Below are 20,074 nucleotides of genomic sequence, written 5' to 3'. Positions count from 1 at the left end.
CCAGTTGGTTATAGCCACGTAGGCGGCGGCATACTTCCGGTAAAATCCGTTCGTCCGTTCTTACCTGTTGATTCTGCCGCTCTCTCCAGAGTTCCGTCGGATAACCTTCCTTTTGCCTGTCAGTTTCCACTCGGGAATGATGAGTTCCTTCGTTTGCTTCTTCGGCGCTCCCTCTGAATACATATGCTGCTGCATTCCCCCGGAAGTCTCTAGGGTTATCCTCTGCCGGAATTATGAAATTATCGTTATTATACCAGCCAGAAGGCAAAAATACAACCGGATTTTTATGTTTCCAGGCTGTCCAGCGTCGGTGTACCAAGGGACAATACGGTCAAAAATGGCTGAATTTGCGCCCCTGCTACGTTACTTTCACTCCGCGTACGCCCTGTACGCTAACTGAGGATAACGCAGAAAACAGGCTAATTTACAGGGCTGAGGCGTATTGCCCCTTGTACGCCGACGCTAGCCTTTCCCGAAGTCTTCTGGTCCTTTCTTTTACCTGATTCCACCTTTTTTCACCGATGCCCTCCGGACAGTCAAGCCGGAGTACCGCTTCCAGCTCTGAATGAAGCTCTGTCTCCGCCAGCAGGGCCGCCGTCTCCAGATCAAATCTCTCCTCTGTGGTCTGAGAAAGCATGCCTTCCACATCAGAAAACGCCTGATCGTGATCCAGCAGCGGATAAAGTCCCGTAAGCCTTCCGGTGGCATTGTCCATGAAAAAGCCCCAGTTTGCCCCATGTCTGTCAATATTATTGAGTATATAATCTGCCGTCTGCATCTCCAGATAATGTCTCCTGTCCAGACGGAGCACCTCTTCGTATACATTTTTTCCTTCGTACTGGCAGTACATCTGAAAATCTTCAAAGTTCACCATGGAATATTCCTGCGACGCGATCAGTCTGCATTTTACCACCCGTTCATCCCAGTCCAGAATTCTCTGCTTTCTTTCCGGTGAAACTACCTCTTCCAGCTCTCCGCCTTCCACTTTCCGATAGGGCACATGAGAAAAGCCAAGGGCGTCCAGAATAACAGACGCTGCCAGCTCTTTTTTCCCTATTTTATACAGATACAGATTCCCGTCCCTTCTGACCCAGGCCTTGGCAGCCTGTCCCTGAGTGGTCAGCTCCGGCGTATGAATTTTTCCATGCTCATGCAGTACATCTCCCACAAGGGCCGTCGAGGCCATTCCCTTTGAAATATCATTCTGAAAGAGATTGACTTCGTCCCAGGTCAGCTCTTCCTCTTCTTCCCGCAGCCAGTACATATCCGACAGGCTTAAGCCATGGCAGGCCATACAGATTCTGAAATCATTCGTCTGGGAGACCCTGAGGGAATTCAGGATCATTTTCCCGTTGGTACGGGACAGCTCCATGGCCCGGTTGCTGATCCACATCCCATAAAAATCTTCCAGGGCCACGCGATCCTTTCTCAAACTGAATGGCAGAAGCTCCTTTTCCAGAACCCTGCACCTTCCCTTATCGATTTTCAGAACAGGGATATCTTTTGCCATCAAATACATGCCTGCGCTCTCCTTTTAACTATACTTCCAAATGTCTGTTCATAAGGTATTATAGTATATTTGCAGGCATTCTACAATTTTTATTTCTCCTGGAGACAGTCCTGCGAAAACAGCTTCTCTTCCGGCTCCCGAATCAGTTCCCGCAGCCGTTCTCACAGCAGTTCTTCCATCAGGCTTTCCCTCTCCTCCTCTTCCTTCTGAAGCTTCTCTTTCATCTCTTTCTTTTTCTTTGTCATCAGGCCCCCGATGCGGCCCGTCTCCTTGGCTGAAAGAGATTTCCAGCCCTCCGACATAACCTTGTCCAGAAGTCCCAGCTCTCCGGCAATCTCATATTTGAGCTGTTCCTCCGGCTCCAGATTTCTCAGATCTATTTTTTTCTTTTTGGCCATAATAAAAACCATACCCCTTTCTGCTGTTTTTTACGCTAAAAGGAGTATGGCCATTTTATGCAAATCTATACAGTTTTCCCGGGGAAGAACTTTCCCTGCCTTCCCCTACATCGGAAACAGCGCCTTCACCGCCGGATACACCTTCCGGAACTTCTGATACTGTTCCTCGTAGCGTGCCGCGTTCTCCGGGATGGGCTCTACGGTATCCACTACTTTCACAATCTTCGCGGCTGCTTCTTCCACGCTCGCGTATTCTCCGCAGGCCACGGCTGCCAGCATGGCTCCGCCCATGGCAGGACCTTCCTCGCTCTCGGGAATATCTACCTTGATATTCAGGATATCCGCTACCATCTGGCGCCACAGCGGGCTCTTGGCTCCACCTCCGCAGATCTTCGTGCGTTCGATGTGGATTCCCAGAGACTTTGCCACCTCAAAAGAATCCCGCAGACCGAAGACTACGCCTTCCAGCACCGCCTGGGTCATGTCTTCCCTGGTGGTATCCATGCTCATGCCGATGAAGGTGCCGCGTACATTCGGATCGTTGTGGGGGCTGCGCTCTCCCATCAGATAGGGCAGGAAGAATACGTGATTCTTTCCAAGCTCCTTTACCTGGATGTCCTTCTGCTCGCCGCTGTAATCCTTTGTGCGCAGTATTTCGTCCATCCACCATTTATTGCAGGACGCCGCGCTGAGCATACAGCCCATCAGATGGTAGTGTCCGTCCGCGTGGGCGAAGGAATGAAGGGCGTTGTTCTCATCCACGCCGAATTTCTCGCTGGAAATGAAAATCGTGCCCGAGGTTCCAAGGGAAATATTGCAGGCCCCGTCTCCGACGGTTCCCGTTCCCACGGCTGCCGCCGCGTTGTCCCCGGCTCCCGCCGCGATTTTTACGTTCTCAGACAGGCCGAGCTCTTTTGCAAGCTCCGGCTTCAGGGTACCGACCGCCTCATAGCTCTCAAAAATCTGCGCCAGCTGGTTTTCCTTCACGCCGCAGATTTCCATCATTTCCTTTGACCAGCACTTGTGCTCCACGTCAAAGAGCAGCATACCGGAAGCGTCCGATACGTCTGTGCAGAAGGTTCCGCTTAAACGGTAAGCCAGATAATCCTTGGGCAGCATGATTTTTTCTATCTTTTCGAAGTTCTCCGGCTCATGCTTTTTCACCCAGAGAAGTTTCGGGGCGGTAAAGCCCGCAAAGGCGATGTTCGCCGTATAAGCGGACAGTTTATCCTTACCGATAACGTGGTTCAGGTAATCGGTCTCCTCGCCGGTGCGGCCGTCGTTCCAGAGAATGGCCGGGCGGATCACCTGATCCTCCTTATCCAGAATCACAAGGCCGTGCATCTGGCCGCCGAAGCTGATTCCGGCCACCTGGGACCTGTCGCAGTCTGCGAGAAGCTCTTTTAACCCTTCCATGCTCTGGTTATACCAGTCCTCCGGATTCTGCTCCGACCAGCCGGGATGGGGGAAATACAGCGGATACTCCTTTGACACGATCTTCTGTATTTTTCCCGTTCCGTCCATCAGAAGCAGCTTCACGGCGGAAGTACCCAGATCAATTCCTACATACAGCATATACTTTCCTCCTGTGATTGCTCATGCAATTTTAAACAGGCCTGTACACCCCTGCACAGGCCCTATTGCCGGCGGACCGGGAACCCTTTCAGTCCCCGGCGCGCCGGATATATGAAAACATACCAATATCAGTTATGTATCCCTTACGCAAAGGGATTCTCGGTGGGATACCGCATTCCCTTCGGCTGATTGAAGCCGATCTCCTCCGGCTCCACTCCCAGATATTTGAATACCTCATAGAGTGCCTTTCCATAATGTCCGAAGGCCACAGCTCCGTGATGCGGATAGTTCTTCTCTACCAGCACGTGGCGGTAGAAGCGTCCCATCTCGGGAATCGCAAAGATACCGATGGCTCCGAAGGACCGTGTCGCTACCGGAAGCACCTCGCCCTGTGCCACGTATGCGCGGAGCTTGCAGTCTGCCGTGCTCTGCAGGCGGAAGAATGTAATGTCGCCCGGAACAATGTCTCCCTCCAGAGTTCCCTGGGTTACCTCTTCCGGAAGGCTTCTTGCCATGATCATCTGATACTTCATGGAGCAGGAGGTCAGCTTGCCGGAGCAGGTGTTGCCGCAGTGGAAGCCCATGAAGGTATCCTTCTGGGTATACGGGAATTTTCCTGCGATATCCTCGTTGTAGATATCAGCCGGAACGGTGTTGTTGATGTCAAGCAGCGTCACGGCATCCTGGCTTACGCAGGTTCCGATGAACTCGCTCAAAGCGCCGTAGATATCCACTTCGCAGGATACGGGGATTCCCCGGCCTGTCAGACGGCTGTTTACATAGCAGGGTACGAAGCCGAACTGGGTCTGGAATGCGGGCCAGCACTTTCCGGCGATGGCCACGTATTTGCGGTAGCCCTTATGCTCTTCTACCCAGTCAAGGAGCGTCAGCTCATACTGAGCCAGCTTCGTAAGGATCTGCGGCTTCTGATTGCCCTCTCCCAGCTCTGCCTCCATATCCTTTACCACATCCGGGATTCTCGGGTCTCCCTCATGCTTATTGAAGGCTTCAAACAGATCGAGCTCAGAGTTTTCCTCGATCTCCACGCCCAGGTTGTAAAGCTGCTTGATCGGGGCGTTGCAGGCCAGGAAGTTCAATGGTCTCGGTCCAAAGCTGATGATCTTCAGGCTGGACAGTCCCACGAGGGCTCTCGCAATCGGAAGGAACTCATGGATCATATCTGCACATTCTTCTGCTGTTCCCACCGGATACTCCGGAATATAAGCGCGTACATTGCGCAGCTTCAGGTTGTAGCTTGCGTTCAGCATGCCGCAGTACGCGTCGCCGCGTCCCTGTACCAGATCCTTTCCGGTCTCCTCTGCGGCTGCCACGAACATCACCGGGCCGTCGAAATGCTTTGCGAGCAGGGTCTCGGAAATCTCCGGTCCGAAGTTTCCAAGATATACCACAAGGGCGTCACAGCCGGCCTTTTTCACGTCCTCAAGGGCCTGCACCATATGAATCTCGCTCTCTACGATACATACGGGACACTCGTAGATATCCGCCGCGTCATACTTCTGCGCATAAGCCTCCACCAGAGCTTTTCTGCGGTTCACAGAAAGAGATTCCGGGAAGCAGTCGCGGCTTACGGCTACAATTCCCACTTTTACAGACGGTATGTTTATCATAGTAAGTCCTCCTTATATATTAGTTTTTAAGTTTTTTCCTGTCAAGCCGACGAAGGCTCCGTCCGCCCCAAGGCCGGACTCTTCGTGGGCGATCAGCCATTTATTGCGCGCCGTCATCAGGCGGTCTTCCGCAATCGCTCCCGTCACCTCCGGCATGGCCTCATTGGTGCCCTTTACCAGAATGATGGCTACCTGAAAGCCTTCCTGTCCAAGGCTGCAGGGCGCATAGTGGAGAGTCGTCGCGTAGAGCTCCACCGCGCAGCCGGCCGGAACCTCAAAAAGCTCCATCTTTCCGGTGTCATAGGTAAAATCATCCGCGATATCCTGCTGGCTTCCCACCATCAGGACCGCGCCCTGATATGCCACATTGATCTCAGAGCAGCGGTGATACTCGATGGCATTCAGCGTATCGTTATGTCCGTTGCAGTAGCCGATCTGAATGGGCAGGCCTCCAAATACACTGTTCTGGATGGCTTCCAATTCCGCGCAGGCCTCCAGCTCCGGTTCGGATGCCACATAGACTACCCCCTCTGTCACCGGCGTCTTTCCCAGGCGCTCCAGCAAATCAGGGATTTTGATGTCCAGAACCCTTCCGTATTTCCGGAATTCCGGATCTGTCACCTTTTTCATGGTTTTTCCTCCTCCTTTTCGCCGCTGAAATTATCCCGGTTCCGGGATAACCGGACCCGGAGACCGGGCCCGGATTTATAGACATTTTAAACAGTACCCCTACTGATTTTTTCTCTTGGAAACTACGTCAAAGATAACCGCTGCCAGAAGCACAAGGCCCTTTACCACTCTCTGATAGTTGGCGTCTACGCCCATGATGGACATACCCAGGTTGATAACGCCCATCAGTACAGCTCCGACGATAACGCCGGGAACCGTTCCGATTCCGCCGTAAGCGGAAGCGCCGCCGATGAAACAGGAACCGATGGCGTCCATCTCGTAGTTCTGTCCGTAAGTGGGCTGCGCGGAGGTCATACGTGCAATCGTCAGCATACCTGCCAGAGCCGCCAGCAGTCCCATGTTGGTATACGCGATAAAGTATACCTTATCTGTATTGATACCGGAAAGCTTGGTGGCCTTCTCGTTGCCGCCTACCGCGTAGAAATAACGTCCTGTGGTGGTCATGGAAGTGATGTATCCATAAATCAGGACCACGATAATCACCCAGATCAGAGCCGCCGGAATACCCTTGTGCAGAGACAGGTTGTAAGTGAACCACAGAAGAACCGCGCAGAGTACAACTACTTTTGCCAGCATGGCGTTGAAGGAGCCTGTCTCGTAGCCTTTCTTCTTTCTGGCGAAATAGCCGCGGAAGGTAAGCAGGGCGTAAATCACGCAGGCGATAACGCCGGCCAGCATACAGGTAATGTTGAATCCGTTTCCACCGAAAAAGTCAGGCACATAGCAGTCTGCGCCGCCGCCGAAGATCCGGATAAAGGTCTGGTTCGTGATGGAGACGGTCATACCGTTGAGCACCACGTTGGAAAGTCCGCGGAATACCAGCATACCGGACAGGGTCGTGATGAACGGAGGAATCCGCACAAACGCGATCCAGAATCCCTGCCATGCGCCGATTACAAGGCCTACCAGCAGCATTACCAGAATGGATACCCACATGTTCATTTCATAGGTCTCCATCATGGTAGCGCCCACCGCACCTACAAAACATACTACAGAACCAACCGACAGGTCGATGTTTCCTCCTGTCAGGATACAGAGCAGCATACCTGTGGCCAGTACGAACACGTACGCGTTCTGCGCGATCAGGTTATTGATGTTCTGGGGAAGAAGAATCTTTCCGTCTGTCTGCCATGCAAAGAAGGCAGTCACCAGAATCAGCACCAGAATCATCGTATATTTTTTTACAAATTCCATAACACTTGTCTTACTCATTGTCTACTCTCCTTTGCTCGACTTCAAAATACAGGACATGATGACCTCCTGGGTCGCCTCCTCATGGGAGAGCTCGCCCACGATCCTTCCCTCATTCATGACATAGATCCGGTCGCTCATGCCGAGAACCTCCGGCAGCTCCGAGGAAATCATGATAACGGATTTTCCTGCCGCCGCCAGCTCATTGATGATGCAGTAAATCTCGTATTTGGCGCCCACGTCGATGCCCCGCGTCGGCTCGTCGAGAATCAGCACGTCCGGGTCCGCGAACATCCACTTGGCCAGCAGTACCTTCTGCTGGTTTCCTCCGGAAAGATTTCCCACATTCTGCTCCACCGTCGGGCATTTTGTCTTCAGCTTTTCCCTGTATTCCTCCGCTACGGCATACTCCTTATCCTTGTCGATGATGCCGTGGCTGGACACGCCTGCCATATTGGCCAGGGTCGTATTGGTCTTGATGGGATTGGACAGAATCAATCCGTTGCCCTTGCGGTCTTCTGTCACATAAGCCAGTTTGTGGTCGATGGCGTCTCTCTCGTTTTTCAGATGGACTTCCTCGCCGTTGATAAACAGCTTTCCGGAAATATTCGTTCCATAGCTCTTTCCGAAAATACTCATGGCAAGCTCGGTACGGCCCGCGCCCATCAGTCCGGAGATTCCTACCACCTCTCCCTTATGTACCTTGATGGAAACGTTGTCTACTACCTTACGCTCAGAATACAGCGGATGGTATACGGTCCAGTTCTGTACCTCCAGATTGACCTCTCCGATCTGCACGCCCGGCCTCTTCGGAAAACGGTCCGCAATCTCACGGCCAACCATGCCCTTGATAATCCGCTCCTCTGAAAATTCATCCACACCCTTCACCAGCGTCTCAATGGTAGCGCCGTCGCGGATGACGGTGATCTTGTCCGCCACATAAGCCACCTCATTCAGCTTATGGGAGATGATGATACAGGTCATGCCTTCCTTCTTAAATTTCAGAAGCAGATCCAGCAGAGCCTGAGAGTCTGTCTCGTTCAGGGAGGCTGTCGGCTCATCCAGAATCAGAAGTTTCGCGTTCTTTGCCAGAGCCTTCGCAATCTCCACAAGCTGCTGCTTGCCCACTCCGATATCCTTCACCAGTGTTCTGGAGGATTCTTTCAGTCCTACCGTCTTTAAATGCACATCCGCCTGACCATACGTCTCGTTCCAGTCGATGGCGGCCTTTTTTCCACGTTCATTGCCGAGGAACATATTTTCCCCGATGGTCATATAGGGAATCAGCGCCAGTTCCTGATGGATGATGACGATTCCTTTCTCCTCACTGTCCTTGATTTTTGAAAACTTGCATACTTCGCCGTTATAAATAATATCGCCCTCATAAGTGCCGTACGGATAGATACCGCTTAAGACATTCATCAGGGTAGATTTTCCCGCCCCGTTCTCACCGACCAGGGCATGGATCTCTCCTTCTTCTACCTGGAGATTTACATTATCCAGTGCTTTGACACCAGGGAATGTTTTGGTAATATTTTTCATTTCAAGCAAAATCTTTGCCAAGTGAACCCCTCCCTGCCTTGCAGCAGTCCGGCCGCTCCAAATCCTAAGCGCAGCCGTCCTTTTCTCAAAACAGGCGGGGCAGTTCTGCCCCGCCTGCAATCCTTACTGTTCCATGATAATTACTGAAGATCTGCCTCTGTATAGTATCCGGAGTCAATCAGCAGTTCCTGATAGTTGGAAGAATCCACGATAACCGGCTCGCACAGATAGGACGGGATAACACCTGTTCCGTTGTCGTAGGTCTCGGTATCGTTTACCTCAGCCTCGCCGCCCTGCATAACGGCTTCTACCATCTTTACAACCTGGCTTGCCAGAGTTCTTGTATCCTTGAATACGGACATGGACTGCTTTCCGTCAACGATATTCTTCACATTTGCGATATCACAGTCCTGACCAGTCAGGATCGGGTACTCGCCGGTGTAATTGGATGCCAGAGCATTCGCAACACCCAGAGCTGTGGAGTCGTTGGAAGCCAGAACCACGTCAAGCTGTGTTCCGTCTGCATAGTAGGAAGACAGGATATTCTCAAATCTGGACTGAGCGGTCTCTGTAGCCCAGTTGGCAGTTGCAACTTCTTCCTTCGCAATCTGTCCGGAGGGAACTACCAGCTTGCCAGCGTCGATGTAGGGCTGCAGAACGTCCATAGCGCCGCCGTAGAAGTAGTTTACGTTGTTATCGCCCGGGTCACCGGTAACGATTTCCATGTTGAACGGTCCCTCAGCGTTGTCCAGGTCAAGGGCGTCTACGATGTACTGTCCCTGTGTCTGGCCTACCAGATAGTTGTCAAAGGTTGCATAGTAGCTGACAGCGTCAGAGTTCATAATCAGACGGTCGTAAGCGATAACCGGAATGCCCTGCTCCTTTGCCTGAGCCAGAACGGTTCCAAGGGAATCACCGTCGATGGAAGCGATAACGAGAAGCTCGCATCCGTTGGTAATCATGGTCTCAATCTGGGATACCTGAGTTGCGATGTCGTTGGAAGCGTACTGAAGCTCTACCGTATAGCCTGCTGCCTCCAGCTCAGCCTTCATGTTGGAGCCGTCCTGGTTCCATCTCTGAAGGTCCTGTGTCGGCATGGATACACCGATGAGTCCGCCTGCGGAAGCGTCCGTCTCTGCGGCGTCTGCGTCTGCCGTATCTGTCTCTGCGGCATCCGTCTCTGCCGTGTCTGTCGTTTCGGTCGTGGTCTCCGCCGCGTCATTTCCTCCGCCGCAGCCAGCCAGCATGGAGACTGCGAGAGCGCCTGCAAGAAGCACGCTTAAGAATTTTCTCTTCATGATTTTTCCTCCCTTTGAAGATGTTTTTTTGATAAGAAAACTATAACACGCACCCTCTAGCAAATAGTTGTCCAGATACTTGAAATTCTTGTCAGTTAGTTTATTCATTAAACAAACTATTAGCACTTTTTTGCAAAAAACACAGGACAGAACAAAATTGTCCTGTCCTGCTCCTGATTCATTCCTCCCGGTTCACATTCAGATAAATATCCTCTTCCAGATGATAGCCGTCGTCAATGATCACCTGCATATTATTCTCTGTCACTGCCACAGGCTCCAGGCCGATATAGGGCACATCCCAGGTTCCGTCAAAATAGGTTCCGCCTGTCTTGACCTCTCCGTCCCGGGCCAGGGCCACCGCGCTCTCCGCGGCCCGCATGGCCAGCTTCTCGATGGATTTGTAGACCGTCATAGTCTGAGTGCCCTCCACGATACGCTGACAGGCCCCAAGCTCCGCGTCCTGCCCTACCACGCAGACCTCCCCTGCAAGCCGCCTCTCAGATAACGCCTTAATGACCTGGCTTGCCACGTCATCATTTCCGCACATGACCGCGTCCAGCTCTCCGCCGCCGTCCAGATACTCTCCCACAGCCGTATAGCCGAGCTCCGCCAGCCAGTTGTCGGCATAGGCTGTTTCCACAATCTCCAGATCCGTCCTGTCCATGACGCTGCGGAATCCCTTTTCCACCAGCGACACGTTGTTATCCTCCGGGGAGCCGCACATCATAAAGACTTTTCCGCCAGCCGGCGTGTTTGCCGCAATGCTTTCCCCCATCATCTGGCCGATGCGCTCATTGTCAAAGCTGATGTACAGATCCGCCCCTGCATCTGTAATCAGGCGGTCATAGGCAATAATCCGGATGCCTTCCCGTTTCGCCTTCGCCACCACATCCGACAGCCTCTGGGAATCCACAGCTACGATGGCTATGACATCCATCTTTTTCTCTATCAGATATTCAATCTGGGCGATCTGCTCTTCCACATCTCCGTTGGCATTCTGCACATTCACGTCCGCCCCAAGCTCCGCAGCCCGGGCCACAAAGGCATCCCGGTCCCTCTGCCACCGTTCAATGACGAAGGAGTCAAAGGAAAGGCCTATCTGAATTCTGTCCTCCTCTTCCTGCACCGGAACCTGTTCTTCCGTCTTCCGGGAACCGCAGGCAGGCAGAAAGCACAGGACCATCAGGATAAAAAGCGCTGCTGCCGCAGGGACAGTCCGCCGTCTTTTCGCCACTCTGCTTCTCTGTTTCACACCTTCCCCTCCCTGAACTCTGTCGGCGTGCAGCCTTCGTATTTTTTAAAGATACGGCTGAAATAATTGGGATCACTGTAGCCAATCTCAGCGCAAATCTGTTTGATACTCTTTCTGCCCTCTGTAAGCAGCTCTCTGGCGCGCTCCATGCGCACGCCCGTCACATATTCCACGAAATTGGAACCTGTCACTTCTTTGAACAGCTTACTGAAGTAATAGGGGCTCATATCCATCTGCCGGGACATCTCTTCCAGAGACAGATCTTTCCGGTAATTCTGCCGTATGTACTTCTGCGCCCTCTCAATGGCCTCGCTGGAATACTCCTTTTTCTGTCCCGCCACATTTCCCGCCGCGGCCTCGGTCTTCTGAATAAACCAGGCACGTACCTTTCCCAGATCTTCCTTTTCAATCAGTTCCAGATATTCCGCCCTGTCACGGAAGCGGTACACCAGGCCGCCGCTTTTATAGGCGACATACTCCATAAAAAGCACAAACTCCAGCGCCTTCAGACGGATATTCGGCTCATACTCCTTCTGGGTCTCCTCCATCCAGTTAAAGTAAACCTTTGCCGCCTCCTTGGATTCCTGAACTTTTCCGGCCTTGATGCAGTCGAATAACCGGTTTTCCAGATGAAGGGGGTAATCCGGCTCGTACTCGCAGAAAACCGGCAGATCCCTGCAGTGGGCCACGCTTCCCTTTCCTGTCTCCAGAGCCTTCTGGGCGTCCCGGTAGGACTCCTCCATCTTCTCCGGCGGAAGAATGCTTCCGATACCAATGCGGCAGGTAAGTCCCGTATACTCTGAAATTTTTTTCTGCATCTGGCGGCAGCGCTCCACGTCCCGTACCCTGCTGTCGTAATCTCCCTGCTCCATCTCGGTGGGAACGCAGCAGACCAGACGATTGGTCATCAGCGGCCCGATAAAGCAGTGGTAATAGTCCTTGATGATATCCCGGATTCGGGAATAAAAGCTCTGCAGGCGCACTCCCGTCCCCACAGGGTTCGTCATCTTCTCGTCCTCGATCTCCTCCCCGAACTCCAGCACCAGCGTGAACATATTATGCTCCGTCATGCCCAGAAGCTCCCGGTAGTTCTCGATCCCCGAGGTCTCCCCCTCCTGCAGAAGCCCCGCCATGACAAAGCCCTGCTCAATCACGGGAACTACGAATTCCAGTTTTTCCTTGATCTCCAGATCTCTGCTGCGCTTTTCTCTTCTCGCGTCTATGAGATCCATGGCTTTCTGAAGCACGCTTACTATCTTCTTCTGGTTTACAGGCTTATTCAGATAATCCAGAACCCCCAGATTGATGGCTTCCTTGGCATAATCAAACTTGTCATAGGCAGACATCACAATAAAAATGGTATTGGAATTGTTTTTCTTGATCTCCTTCATGGCCTCGATTCCGTTGATTCCGGGCATCTGAATATCCATGAATGCAATATCCGGACGGAAGCTCTCAGCCAGCTCTATGACGCTCCGCCCTGTTTTCGCCGAAGCAATCTCGCAGTTTTCCCCGAAATTCTGCCGGATAATAAAGGTCAGCGAATCAATTACGATCCCTTCGTCATCCGCCAGCATAATCTTATACATCTTCTTCTCCCTCCCCCGTATCCAGATCAGGCAGATACAGAATGACTTCTGTTCCCCTGTTTTCTCCTTCGCTCCGTATCTCCAGCACATGTTCTGTATTGTAATACAGACGGAGACGGCTAATCACATTGCCCAGGCCGATTCCCGTGGAATTTCTGGAAAGATCCGTCTCCTGCACCTTTCCTTCCATGACTTCCCGGATCTTTTCCCGGCTCATGCCTGCTCCGTTATCCCGGATAGAGACCCGGATTCTTCCATCCTCCCGGCCTGCCGTCAGAAAAATCCATCCTTCCCATTCGATGCCCCGGATACCGTAACTGACGGCATTTTCCACGATGGGCTGCAGAATCATGCTGGGAACTTTCACATTCAGAAGTTCCTCGTCCACTCTGCTGCTGAAATGAATCTCCCCGCCGAAGCGTACATTCATGATATACAGATAACTGTCCACCAGCTCCAGCTCTTCCCGGAGGGTAGCCTCCTGATTGATCTTCTTTACGTTATAACGGAAGAAATCCGCCATATTCTCCACGAAAAGGCAGGTCTTCTCCGCGCCCTCCATCATGGCAAGCTGAGCGCCCGCATTCAGGGTATTAAAAAGAAAATGCGGATTGATCTGCGCCTGAAGGTATTTGAGCTGGGCGTCTTTCAGATGGCTTTCCATCATCAGCTGCTTTTCCTTCATGGCTGCTTCCTTCTCCATGTTCTCCCTGGTCCGCTCCAGATTGAGCCGGATACTCTCGATCATCTGGTTGAAGGCTCCTGTCACGACCGCCACCTCATCCTGGCCGCGGGCCTGCAGCAGCTCCACGTCCAGCCGGCCGCCGGCCACCTGATTGGCCGTCCCGGCCAGCGCCGTCAGCGGCCCGGTAATGTTTCTCGCCAGCACATAGATGAGAAATCCATTGGCAATTCCCGCCAGGACCAGGATTACCAGGCTGAACCGTTCAAAGATCCGTAAGCTTCCCACCAGCGTCAGATAGCTGTCCGTGTTGATCTCAAACCGCATGTTGTTCAGACTGTAAATCCAGTCGTTGATATATTCAAATTTCTGAGAAGCCTCCTCATACTTCTGGCCGTACCTCTCGATGTTGCGTCCGCGCTTGGCCTGCATGGCCTCGTCCGTCACTTCCAGATATTCCGCCGTCATCCTCCGGATATTCCGCTCCATCATCAGTATTTCATTGCCGCAGATTTCCTCGTTCAGCTCCTGCAGCTGACGGTTCAGCTCCTGGCAGTTCTGATAATAGGCATCCAGGGTATCCGTGCTTTTTACGCTCAGATACTCCGTCATACTGTTCTGCACCTTTTCCAGAGTCTCGGAAAGCTCGTTCAGTCTGCTGTTGCTCTGATAGACCTCATTGACCCGCTCCAGCATGGAATTGACGTTCATGTAAAGAAACAGATTGATAAAAAACAGAATCAGAAGCGTGAGCAGGAAGGCCGATGTCAGTTTCACCCGAATGGACAGAGATTCCCATATTTTCATGACACAGCCCCCTTATTCCGGATACCGTTCCAGGTATTCGGACACATTTCCCCTGTCGATGAGACAGGTATCCACCGGAAGATAGCCATTCACATATCCTGTCTTCCGGTATTCTCCCAGCGCCTGCACGCAGAGGCTTCCCACCTGCTCCCCGTCTACCGTGATGGTGGAATCAATGATTTCTTTGTCTATGCCTTCCAGCACCTGCCGGGACTCATAGTACCCGAGAATCCGCACCTCTCCCACCCGGTTGTAGTCCACCGCAGCCTGATAGGCCCTTCTCGTGTCCGCCTCGCTTAGGCACACCAGAATCTTCGGCCGTGGCGCAGCCTCCACCATCAGCTGGCGGATGACTTCTTCAGTCTGAAACGCGTCGCTGCCGTCCACTGCCGTGGCGCTGATCTCCACCTGCCAGGGCCATTCCTTCTGGGAAATTCTCTGTTCCAGGCTGTCCCTCAGCCCCAGAAACAGGGTGTTCTTCCCTGAGTCTGCGTCCCCGGAATTTAAAAGTACCTGAATCTGGCAGTCGCTCCGGATCTCCTGCAGCAGCCCCCAGATTCTTTCCGCGTATTCCTTGCCCAGATTGTAACTGTTCACGCCCACAAAACACTGCCGGATGTCTTCGGCTCCGTCATTCAGCGCCGTCACCACGGGAATGCCTTTCTGTCTGGCCTCTTTTACCAGCGCTTCCACCTCCGGGCTTCCGTCTCCGTTCAGAATGATGCCGTCCACCCCCGCGTCTATGGCCATGCGCAGCTTTTCTCCTGTGGTCCGCTCTGAAACCAGACGGCCGCCGAAAAACTCCACGCAGGCATCCCAGTTTTCTTCTCCCTCTGCCTTTGCTCCTTCGTATACGGAATTCCAGAGCAGGGTATCGTCATCCTCTGAAATCAGGGCATAATAGGAACCGAAACGTTCCGCCTCCAGTTCCTCCTGCCGCGATACCTGACGTACGCTTGAACGGAACGCTGCAAGCATAGATACTGTCACGCCGAAAAGCAGCAGCAGAAAACAGACTGCCGCTGCCACCCAGCTGATTTTTCTCTTTTTCATTTTGGGCCACCTTTAGCGTCGGTATGCAAGAGACCATACGGTATTCCCCCTTGTATACCAGCATTAGTTCATTTACTGAATTAACTTAGAATTATAGTAACATTTCACATATGGGAATGCAAGTATTTTGTTTACTTTCCAAACAAAGTATATTATACTGGAAACAGTCAGAAGACGGAACATTTTACATTTGCAGCACAAAAGGCGGTAAAATATGAGAACAGGAAGCAAAGAACTAATAAGAGACATCAACAGTCATCTGATTCTGGAAATTATTCTCCGGGAAGGAAAGATTTCGCGGGCAGCCCTGTCCAAACAGTCAGGACTTACCAAGGCCACTGTTTCCGCAATCGTTCTGGAGCTCATAGAAAAAAATCTGGTGATTGAGGTGGGAAGCGACGACACCTCCATGGGCCGCAAACCCATCCTTCTGACCTTCAACGCTTCCTGCGGGCATGTGCTGTCCATCGACCTGAACGTGGACACCATTGCCGCCATGACCTCAAATCTTCTGGGGGAAAACTGCCGCCTGAAACAATATCCCAACACCGCGGACCGCGATACCATTCTCCCGCTCCTGATCTCCGTGATCCGGGAAATGACGGAGCCACTGGAGCCCACTCCCTGGGGGGTGGTCGGAATCTGTCTGGGTATCCATGGCATGGTCTGGAAAAATGAAGTGCTTTTTACCCCTTATACCTCCTATGCGGATCTTCCCTTCCGTGAGACACTGGAAGAGGAATTCCACGTTCCCGTCTTTCTCAATAACGAAGCCAATCTCTCCGCTCTGGGAGAACACGCCTTTTACTACCATGTGCCCAATCTCATCGGCGTCAGTGTTCACTCCGGTGTGGGCGTGGGAGTAGTCATTGATAATGCTCTGTACACCGGAGCTAACGGCAGCGCCGGAGAATTCGGCCATACTATCATCGAGCCGGATGGCCGGCCCTGCCCCTGCGGCAATCTGGGCTGTCTGGAGCAGTACGCTTCCGAGCGGGCCATCCTGCGTCAGTACGCAGACAGGATGAATCTGGAGAAAACGGATATTGATGCCTTTGTGGCTGCCTGCGGCCGTCAGGAACCGGAAGCCCTGGGGCTTCTGGATGACTTTGTCCGGTATATGGCCATTGGCATCAATAACCTGCTGAATATTTTCAATCCTGACATCATCGTGATAAACAGCTCCTTCACGATCTATTTTCCTGAAGTGCTGCAGCGCATTCAGGATAATCTGAGAAACCGTATGCATTCCTACTGCCGCCTGGTTCCCTCCGGTCTCCAGGATACTTCTATCCTGCTGGGCGCAGCCTGCGTGTGCATCCGAAGCTTTCTCGGGGTCAGCCACCTGAATCTGCCCGCAAAATCAGGGCTGGCCAAGATATAAAAGAACTATGAAAGGAAGAGAAAAAAGAGTACCGTTCAATCTTTCGCGATGAAATGAACAGTACTCTTTTTAATTAACATCATTTTTTTACTTCCGCAGTCTTCCTATGCCTTTCTTCCGCAGCACTGCTTATATTTCTTGCCGCTTCCGCAGGGACAGGGATCATTCGGATAGACCTTGGCAGCCTCGCGCTTCTTCGGCGCGTTCGCCATGGAGGTATCCTTATTCGTGCCGGTCACCTTGGCTACCTGCTCACGCTCAGCCTTCTCTTCCACGCGCACATGCATCAGAATCCGGACGGTCTCCTCCTGAATGCTGGCTGTCATGGCCGAGAACATCTCATAGCCGCTCAGCTTATATTCTACCAGCGGATCTCTCTGGGCGAAGGCCTGCAGGCCGATGCCCTGGCGGAGCTGATCCATATCGTCGATATGGTCCATCCACTTCCGGTCAATAACCTTCAGCAGGAATACGCGCTCCAGCTCACGCAGCATCTCCGGATTCGGGAACTCCGCTTCCTTGAGCTCGTAAAGCTTCACAGCCTCTTCCTTCAGCATATGCTTCAATTCATTCTTATTCTTTTTGTCTTCAATCCGCTCCGGCGTAATGGGCTTTAAGGGGATTGTACGCAGCAGGCTTTCGTTCAGTCCTATCAGATCCCAGTCCGCCTTGTCCTGGTCATCTCCAATCAGGCTGTCTACCACATTCTCTACCGTATCGGTGATCATCTTGTAGATAGCGTCGCGCATGCTCTCGCCGTTCAGCACCCGGCGGCGCTCCGCATAGATGATCTCACGCTGCTCATTCATAACCTGGTCATATTCCAGCAGGTTCTTACGGATACCGAAGTTATTACTCTCGATCTTCTTCTGAGCCTTTTCAATGGCGTCAGACAGCATCTTGTGCTCGATCTGCTCATTCTCCGGCACGCCCAGAGCATTGAATACACTCATCAGACGCTCCGATCCGAACAGACGCATCAAATCATCCTCCAGAGAGATGTAGAAACGGGACTCACCCGGGTCTCCCTGTCGTCCGGAACGGCCGCGCAGCTGATTGTCAATACGTCTCGCCTCATGGCGCTCGGTGCCGATGATCTTCAGTCCTCCTGCCGCACGGGCATCGTCATCCAGCTTGATATCCGTACCACGGCCGGCCATATTCGTGGCGATGGTCACGGCGCCGTGCTGGCCGGCCAGAGCCACGATCTCTGCCTCGCGCTCATGGAATTTCGCATTCAGCACTTCGTGAGGGATGCCCTGCTTACGCAGAAGACCGCTTAAATACTCAGAGGTCTCAATGGTAATCGTACCTACCAGCACAGGCTGTCCTTTGGCATGGGCCTCTTTGATGGCCTCCACTACCGCGTGGAATTTTTCTTTCTTAGTCTTATATACGGCGTCGTCCAGATCTTTCCGGATGACAGGACGGTTCGTGGGAATCTCGATAACGTCCATGCCATAGATCTCACGGAACTCCTTCTCCTCTGTCAGAGCCGTACCGGTCATACCGGCCTTCTTGTCATACTTATTGAAGAAGTTCTGGAACGTAATATTGGCAAGGGTCTTGCTCTCACGTTTTACCTTTACATGCTCCTTGGCCTCGATGGCCTGATGCAGACCGTCGGAATAGCGGCGGCCGGGCATAATACGTCCCGTAAACTCGTCTACGATCAGGACCTGATCGTCTTTTACTACATAATCCTGATCCCGGTGCATCAGATAGTTGGCCCGCAGAGCCAGGATAATATTGTGCTGAATCTCCAGATTTTCCGGATCAGCCAGGTTTTCAATGTGGAAGTAATCCTCCACACGCTTCACGCCGTCCACGGTCAGGTTTACAATCTTATCCTTCTCATTGACAATGAAATCGCCCGTCTCCGTGATCTCTTCGCCCATGATGGCGTTCATCTTGCTGAACTCGCCGCTGGCCTCGCCGCGCTTCATGGATTTTGCCAGGATATCGCAGATCTCATAAAGCTTTGTGGACTTTCCGCTCTGGCCGGAAATGATAAGAGGGGTCCGCGCCTCATCAATCAGTACCGAGTCCACCTCGTCGATGATGGCGTAATGAAGATCCCGCTGTACCAGCTGCTCCTTATAAATAACCATATTGTCACGCAGGTAATCGAAGCCGAGCTCATTATTCGTCACGTAAGTGATGTCGCAGGCATAGGCTGCCCGGCGCTCATCTCCTGTGCTTCCATTGAGCACCACGCCTACGGTCAGGCCCAGCGCTTCATGGACCTTTCCCATCCATTCTGCGTCACGGTGAGCCAGATAATCGTTTACCGTAACAATATGGACGCCCTTGCCTTCCAGCGCGTTCAGATATGCGGGAAGCGTCGATACCAGCGTCTTTCCTTCACCGGTCTTCATCTCGGCGATACGGCCCTGATGCAGAATAATTCCTCCGATCAGCTGTACCCGGTAATGCTCCATGCCGAGCACACGTCTGGCTGCCTCGCGGACTGCGGCAAATGCGTCCACCAGCAGATCATCCAGCGTCTCGCCGTCTTCCAGACGCTTCTTAAACTCTTTCGTCTTACCTTTCAGTTCCTCGTCCGACAGCTTCATCATTTCCGGACGAAGAGCTTCGATTCGATCTACAATCGGATAAATCCGCTTTAATTCATGTTCGCTGTGTGTACCAAACACCTTTGTTAAAAATCCCATCTAATTTCTCCAATCCTTGCGGCCCAGGCCGCTTTCTCTTAACCTCCGGTTAATTCACCTTGCACCCCAGGGCGCTTTCTCCTGCCTTCTGGCAATACTCCGTTTTGTATTTTAGCACTATATGGAGAATTATTCAAGAATAGAAATTCTCCATCTGCAACGCGGGGATGCCGGCCGGCTGATTTCTCAGCCGGCCGGCATCCCCATCCGTTTCATCTGTCTCACAGGCATTTTCCCTGTCTTCGAAGCCCTGTCTTATCTCTCCGGCTCCAAAAGTCCGTAGGTATTGCCTTTTCTCTTGTAAACCACATTAACCTGATCGGTCTCGGCATTCACAAACACATAAAAGCTGTGTCCCAGCATCTCCATCTGCACGCAGGCATCTTCCGGATACATGGGCTTCAAATCATACTGCTTGGTGCGGATGATGCGCACTTCCTCATCCTCCGCCTCTTTATCGATAAATTCCTGCCGGAAGCTTCCGCCTCCCTGCTCCCGCTGTACAATCTTGTTCTTGTATTTGCGCAGCTGGCGCTCGATGACTTCCTCTACCAGATCAATAGATACATACATATCATTGCTTACCTGCTCGGAACGGATAACCGTCCCCTTTACAGGAATTGTAACCTCGATTTTCTGCCGCTCTTTCTCAACACTTAAGGTCACCTGCACTTCCGTGTCAGGAGTAAAATAGCGCTCCAGCTTCCCCAGCTTGTCTGTAATCGCTGTACGAAGCCCCTCTGTCACATCAATGTTCTTTCCGCTGATAATATAACGCATAGACTCAACTCCTTTACGCT

Annotated in this window: 15 protein-coding genes; 1 reads left to right on the top strand and 14 read right to left on the bottom strand. The window is 52.3% G+C overall.

The window, feature by feature from the left end; translation table 11 throughout:
- Positions 1–424 precede the first annotated feature (424 nt).
- From B5E82_RS10685 to B5E82_RS10630, 12 genes are all read right to left on the bottom strand, one after another.
- Positions 425–1,519, bottom strand: coding sequence for a hypothetical protein (locus B5E82_RS10685; protein WP_087307536.1), 1,095 nt, complete (start codon positions 1,517–1,519; stop codon positions 425–427).
- 152 nt (positions 1,520–1,671) lie between these two features.
- Complete coding sequence (locus B5E82_RS10680) at positions 1,672–1,908, bottom strand: small, acid-soluble spore protein, alpha/beta type (protein ID WP_087307558.1); 237 nt, start codon at positions 1,906–1,908, stop codon at positions 1,672–1,674.
- A gap of 105 nt (positions 1,909–2,013) precedes the next feature.
- On the bottom strand, positions 2,014–3,483 hold the full coding sequence (xylB, locus tag B5E82_RS10675; RefSeq protein ID WP_087307535.1) for a xylulokinase: 1,470 nt from the start codon (positions 3,481–3,483) through the stop codon (positions 2,014–2,016).
- Between the two features lie 143 nt (positions 3,484–3,626).
- Entirely contained in the window at positions 3,627–5,111 is a 1,485-nt protein-coding gene (locus B5E82_RS10670) for an L-fucose/L-arabinose isomerase family protein (protein ID WP_087307534.1), read from the bottom strand.
- A gap of 12 nt (positions 5,112–5,123) precedes the next feature.
- On the bottom strand, positions 5,124–5,741 hold the full coding sequence (locus B5E82_RS10665; protein ID WP_087307533.1) for a DUF4867 family protein: 618 nt from the start codon (positions 5,739–5,741) through the stop codon (positions 5,124–5,126).
- Positions 5,742–5,840: 99 nt separating this feature from the next.
- Entirely contained in the window at positions 5,841–7,013 is a 1,173-nt protein-coding gene (gene mmsB, locus B5E82_RS10660; protein ID WP_087307532.1) for a multiple monosaccharide ABC transporter permease, read from the bottom strand.
- A gap of 3 nt (positions 7,014–7,016) precedes the next feature.
- The gene (mmsA, locus tag B5E82_RS10655; protein ID WP_087307531.1) at positions 7,017–8,555 is read right to left on the bottom strand and encodes a multiple monosaccharide ABC transporter ATP-binding protein; all 1,539 of its coding nucleotides are present in this window, start codon (positions 8,553–8,555) and stop codon (positions 7,017–7,019) included.
- Positions 8,556–8,674: 119 nt separating this feature from the next.
- Entirely contained in the window at positions 8,675–9,832 is a 1,158-nt protein-coding gene (chvE, locus tag B5E82_RS10650) for a multiple monosaccharide ABC transporter substrate-binding protein (RefSeq protein WP_087307530.1), read from the bottom strand.
- 178 nt (positions 9,833–10,010) lie between these two features.
- Positions 10,011–11,015 (bottom strand): sugar ABC transporter substrate-binding protein, encoded by a 1,005-nt coding sequence (locus B5E82_RS10645; protein WP_087307557.1) that lies wholly within the window; start codon positions 11,013–11,015, stop codon positions 10,011–10,013.
- 65 nt (positions 11,016–11,080) lie between these two features.
- Positions 11,081–12,673: a helix-turn-helix domain-containing protein gene (locus B5E82_RS10640; protein WP_087307529.1), complete on the bottom strand. Its 1,593-nt coding sequence runs from the start codon at positions 12,671–12,673 to the stop codon at positions 11,081–11,083.
- Positions 12,666–14,162 (bottom strand): sensor histidine kinase, encoded by a 1,497-nt coding sequence (locus B5E82_RS10635; protein ID WP_087307528.1) that lies wholly within the window; start codon positions 14,160–14,162, stop codon positions 12,666–12,668. Before B5E82_RS10635 ends, B5E82_RS10640 begins: the two co-directional genes overlap by 8 nt.
- 12 nt (positions 14,163–14,174) lie before the next feature.
- Positions 14,175–15,215, bottom strand: coding sequence for a substrate-binding domain-containing protein (locus B5E82_RS10630; RefSeq protein ID WP_087307527.1), 1,041 nt, complete (start codon positions 15,213–15,215; stop codon positions 14,175–14,177).
- Between the two features lie 214 nt (positions 15,216–15,429).
- On the opposite strand from B5E82_RS10630, the gene B5E82_RS10625 reads away from it, so the two are divergent.
- Positions 15,430–16,599, top strand: a complete 1,170-nt coding sequence (locus tag B5E82_RS10625) for an ROK family transcriptional regulator (protein WP_087307526.1) — start codon at positions 15,430–15,432, stop codon at positions 16,597–16,599.
- A gap of 104 nt (positions 16,600–16,703) precedes the next feature.
- Here the strand turns inward: B5E82_RS10625 and secA are convergent, their stop codons facing one another.
- Together secA and hpf are read right to left on the bottom strand one after the other, a co-directional pair.
- Positions 16,704–19,274, bottom strand: coding sequence for a preprotein translocase subunit SecA (gene secA, locus B5E82_RS10620; RefSeq protein WP_087307525.1), 2,571 nt, complete (start codon positions 19,272–19,274; stop codon positions 16,704–16,706).
- Between the two features lie 255 nt (positions 19,275–19,529).
- Positions 19,530–20,054: a ribosome hibernation-promoting factor, HPF/YfiA family gene (gene hpf, locus B5E82_RS10615; protein WP_087307524.1), complete on the bottom strand. Its 525-nt coding sequence runs from the start codon at positions 20,052–20,054 to the stop codon at positions 19,530–19,532.
- Positions 20,055–20,074 lie beyond the last annotated feature (20 nt).

The organism is Lachnoclostridium sp. An138, from assembly GCF_002160765.1.
In the GTDB taxonomy this organism is placed as follows: domain Bacteria; phylum Bacillota; class Clostridia; order Lachnospirales; family Lachnospiraceae; genus Laedolimicola; species Laedolimicola faecalis.
This window is presented reverse-complemented; position numbering and strand designations above follow the sequence as displayed.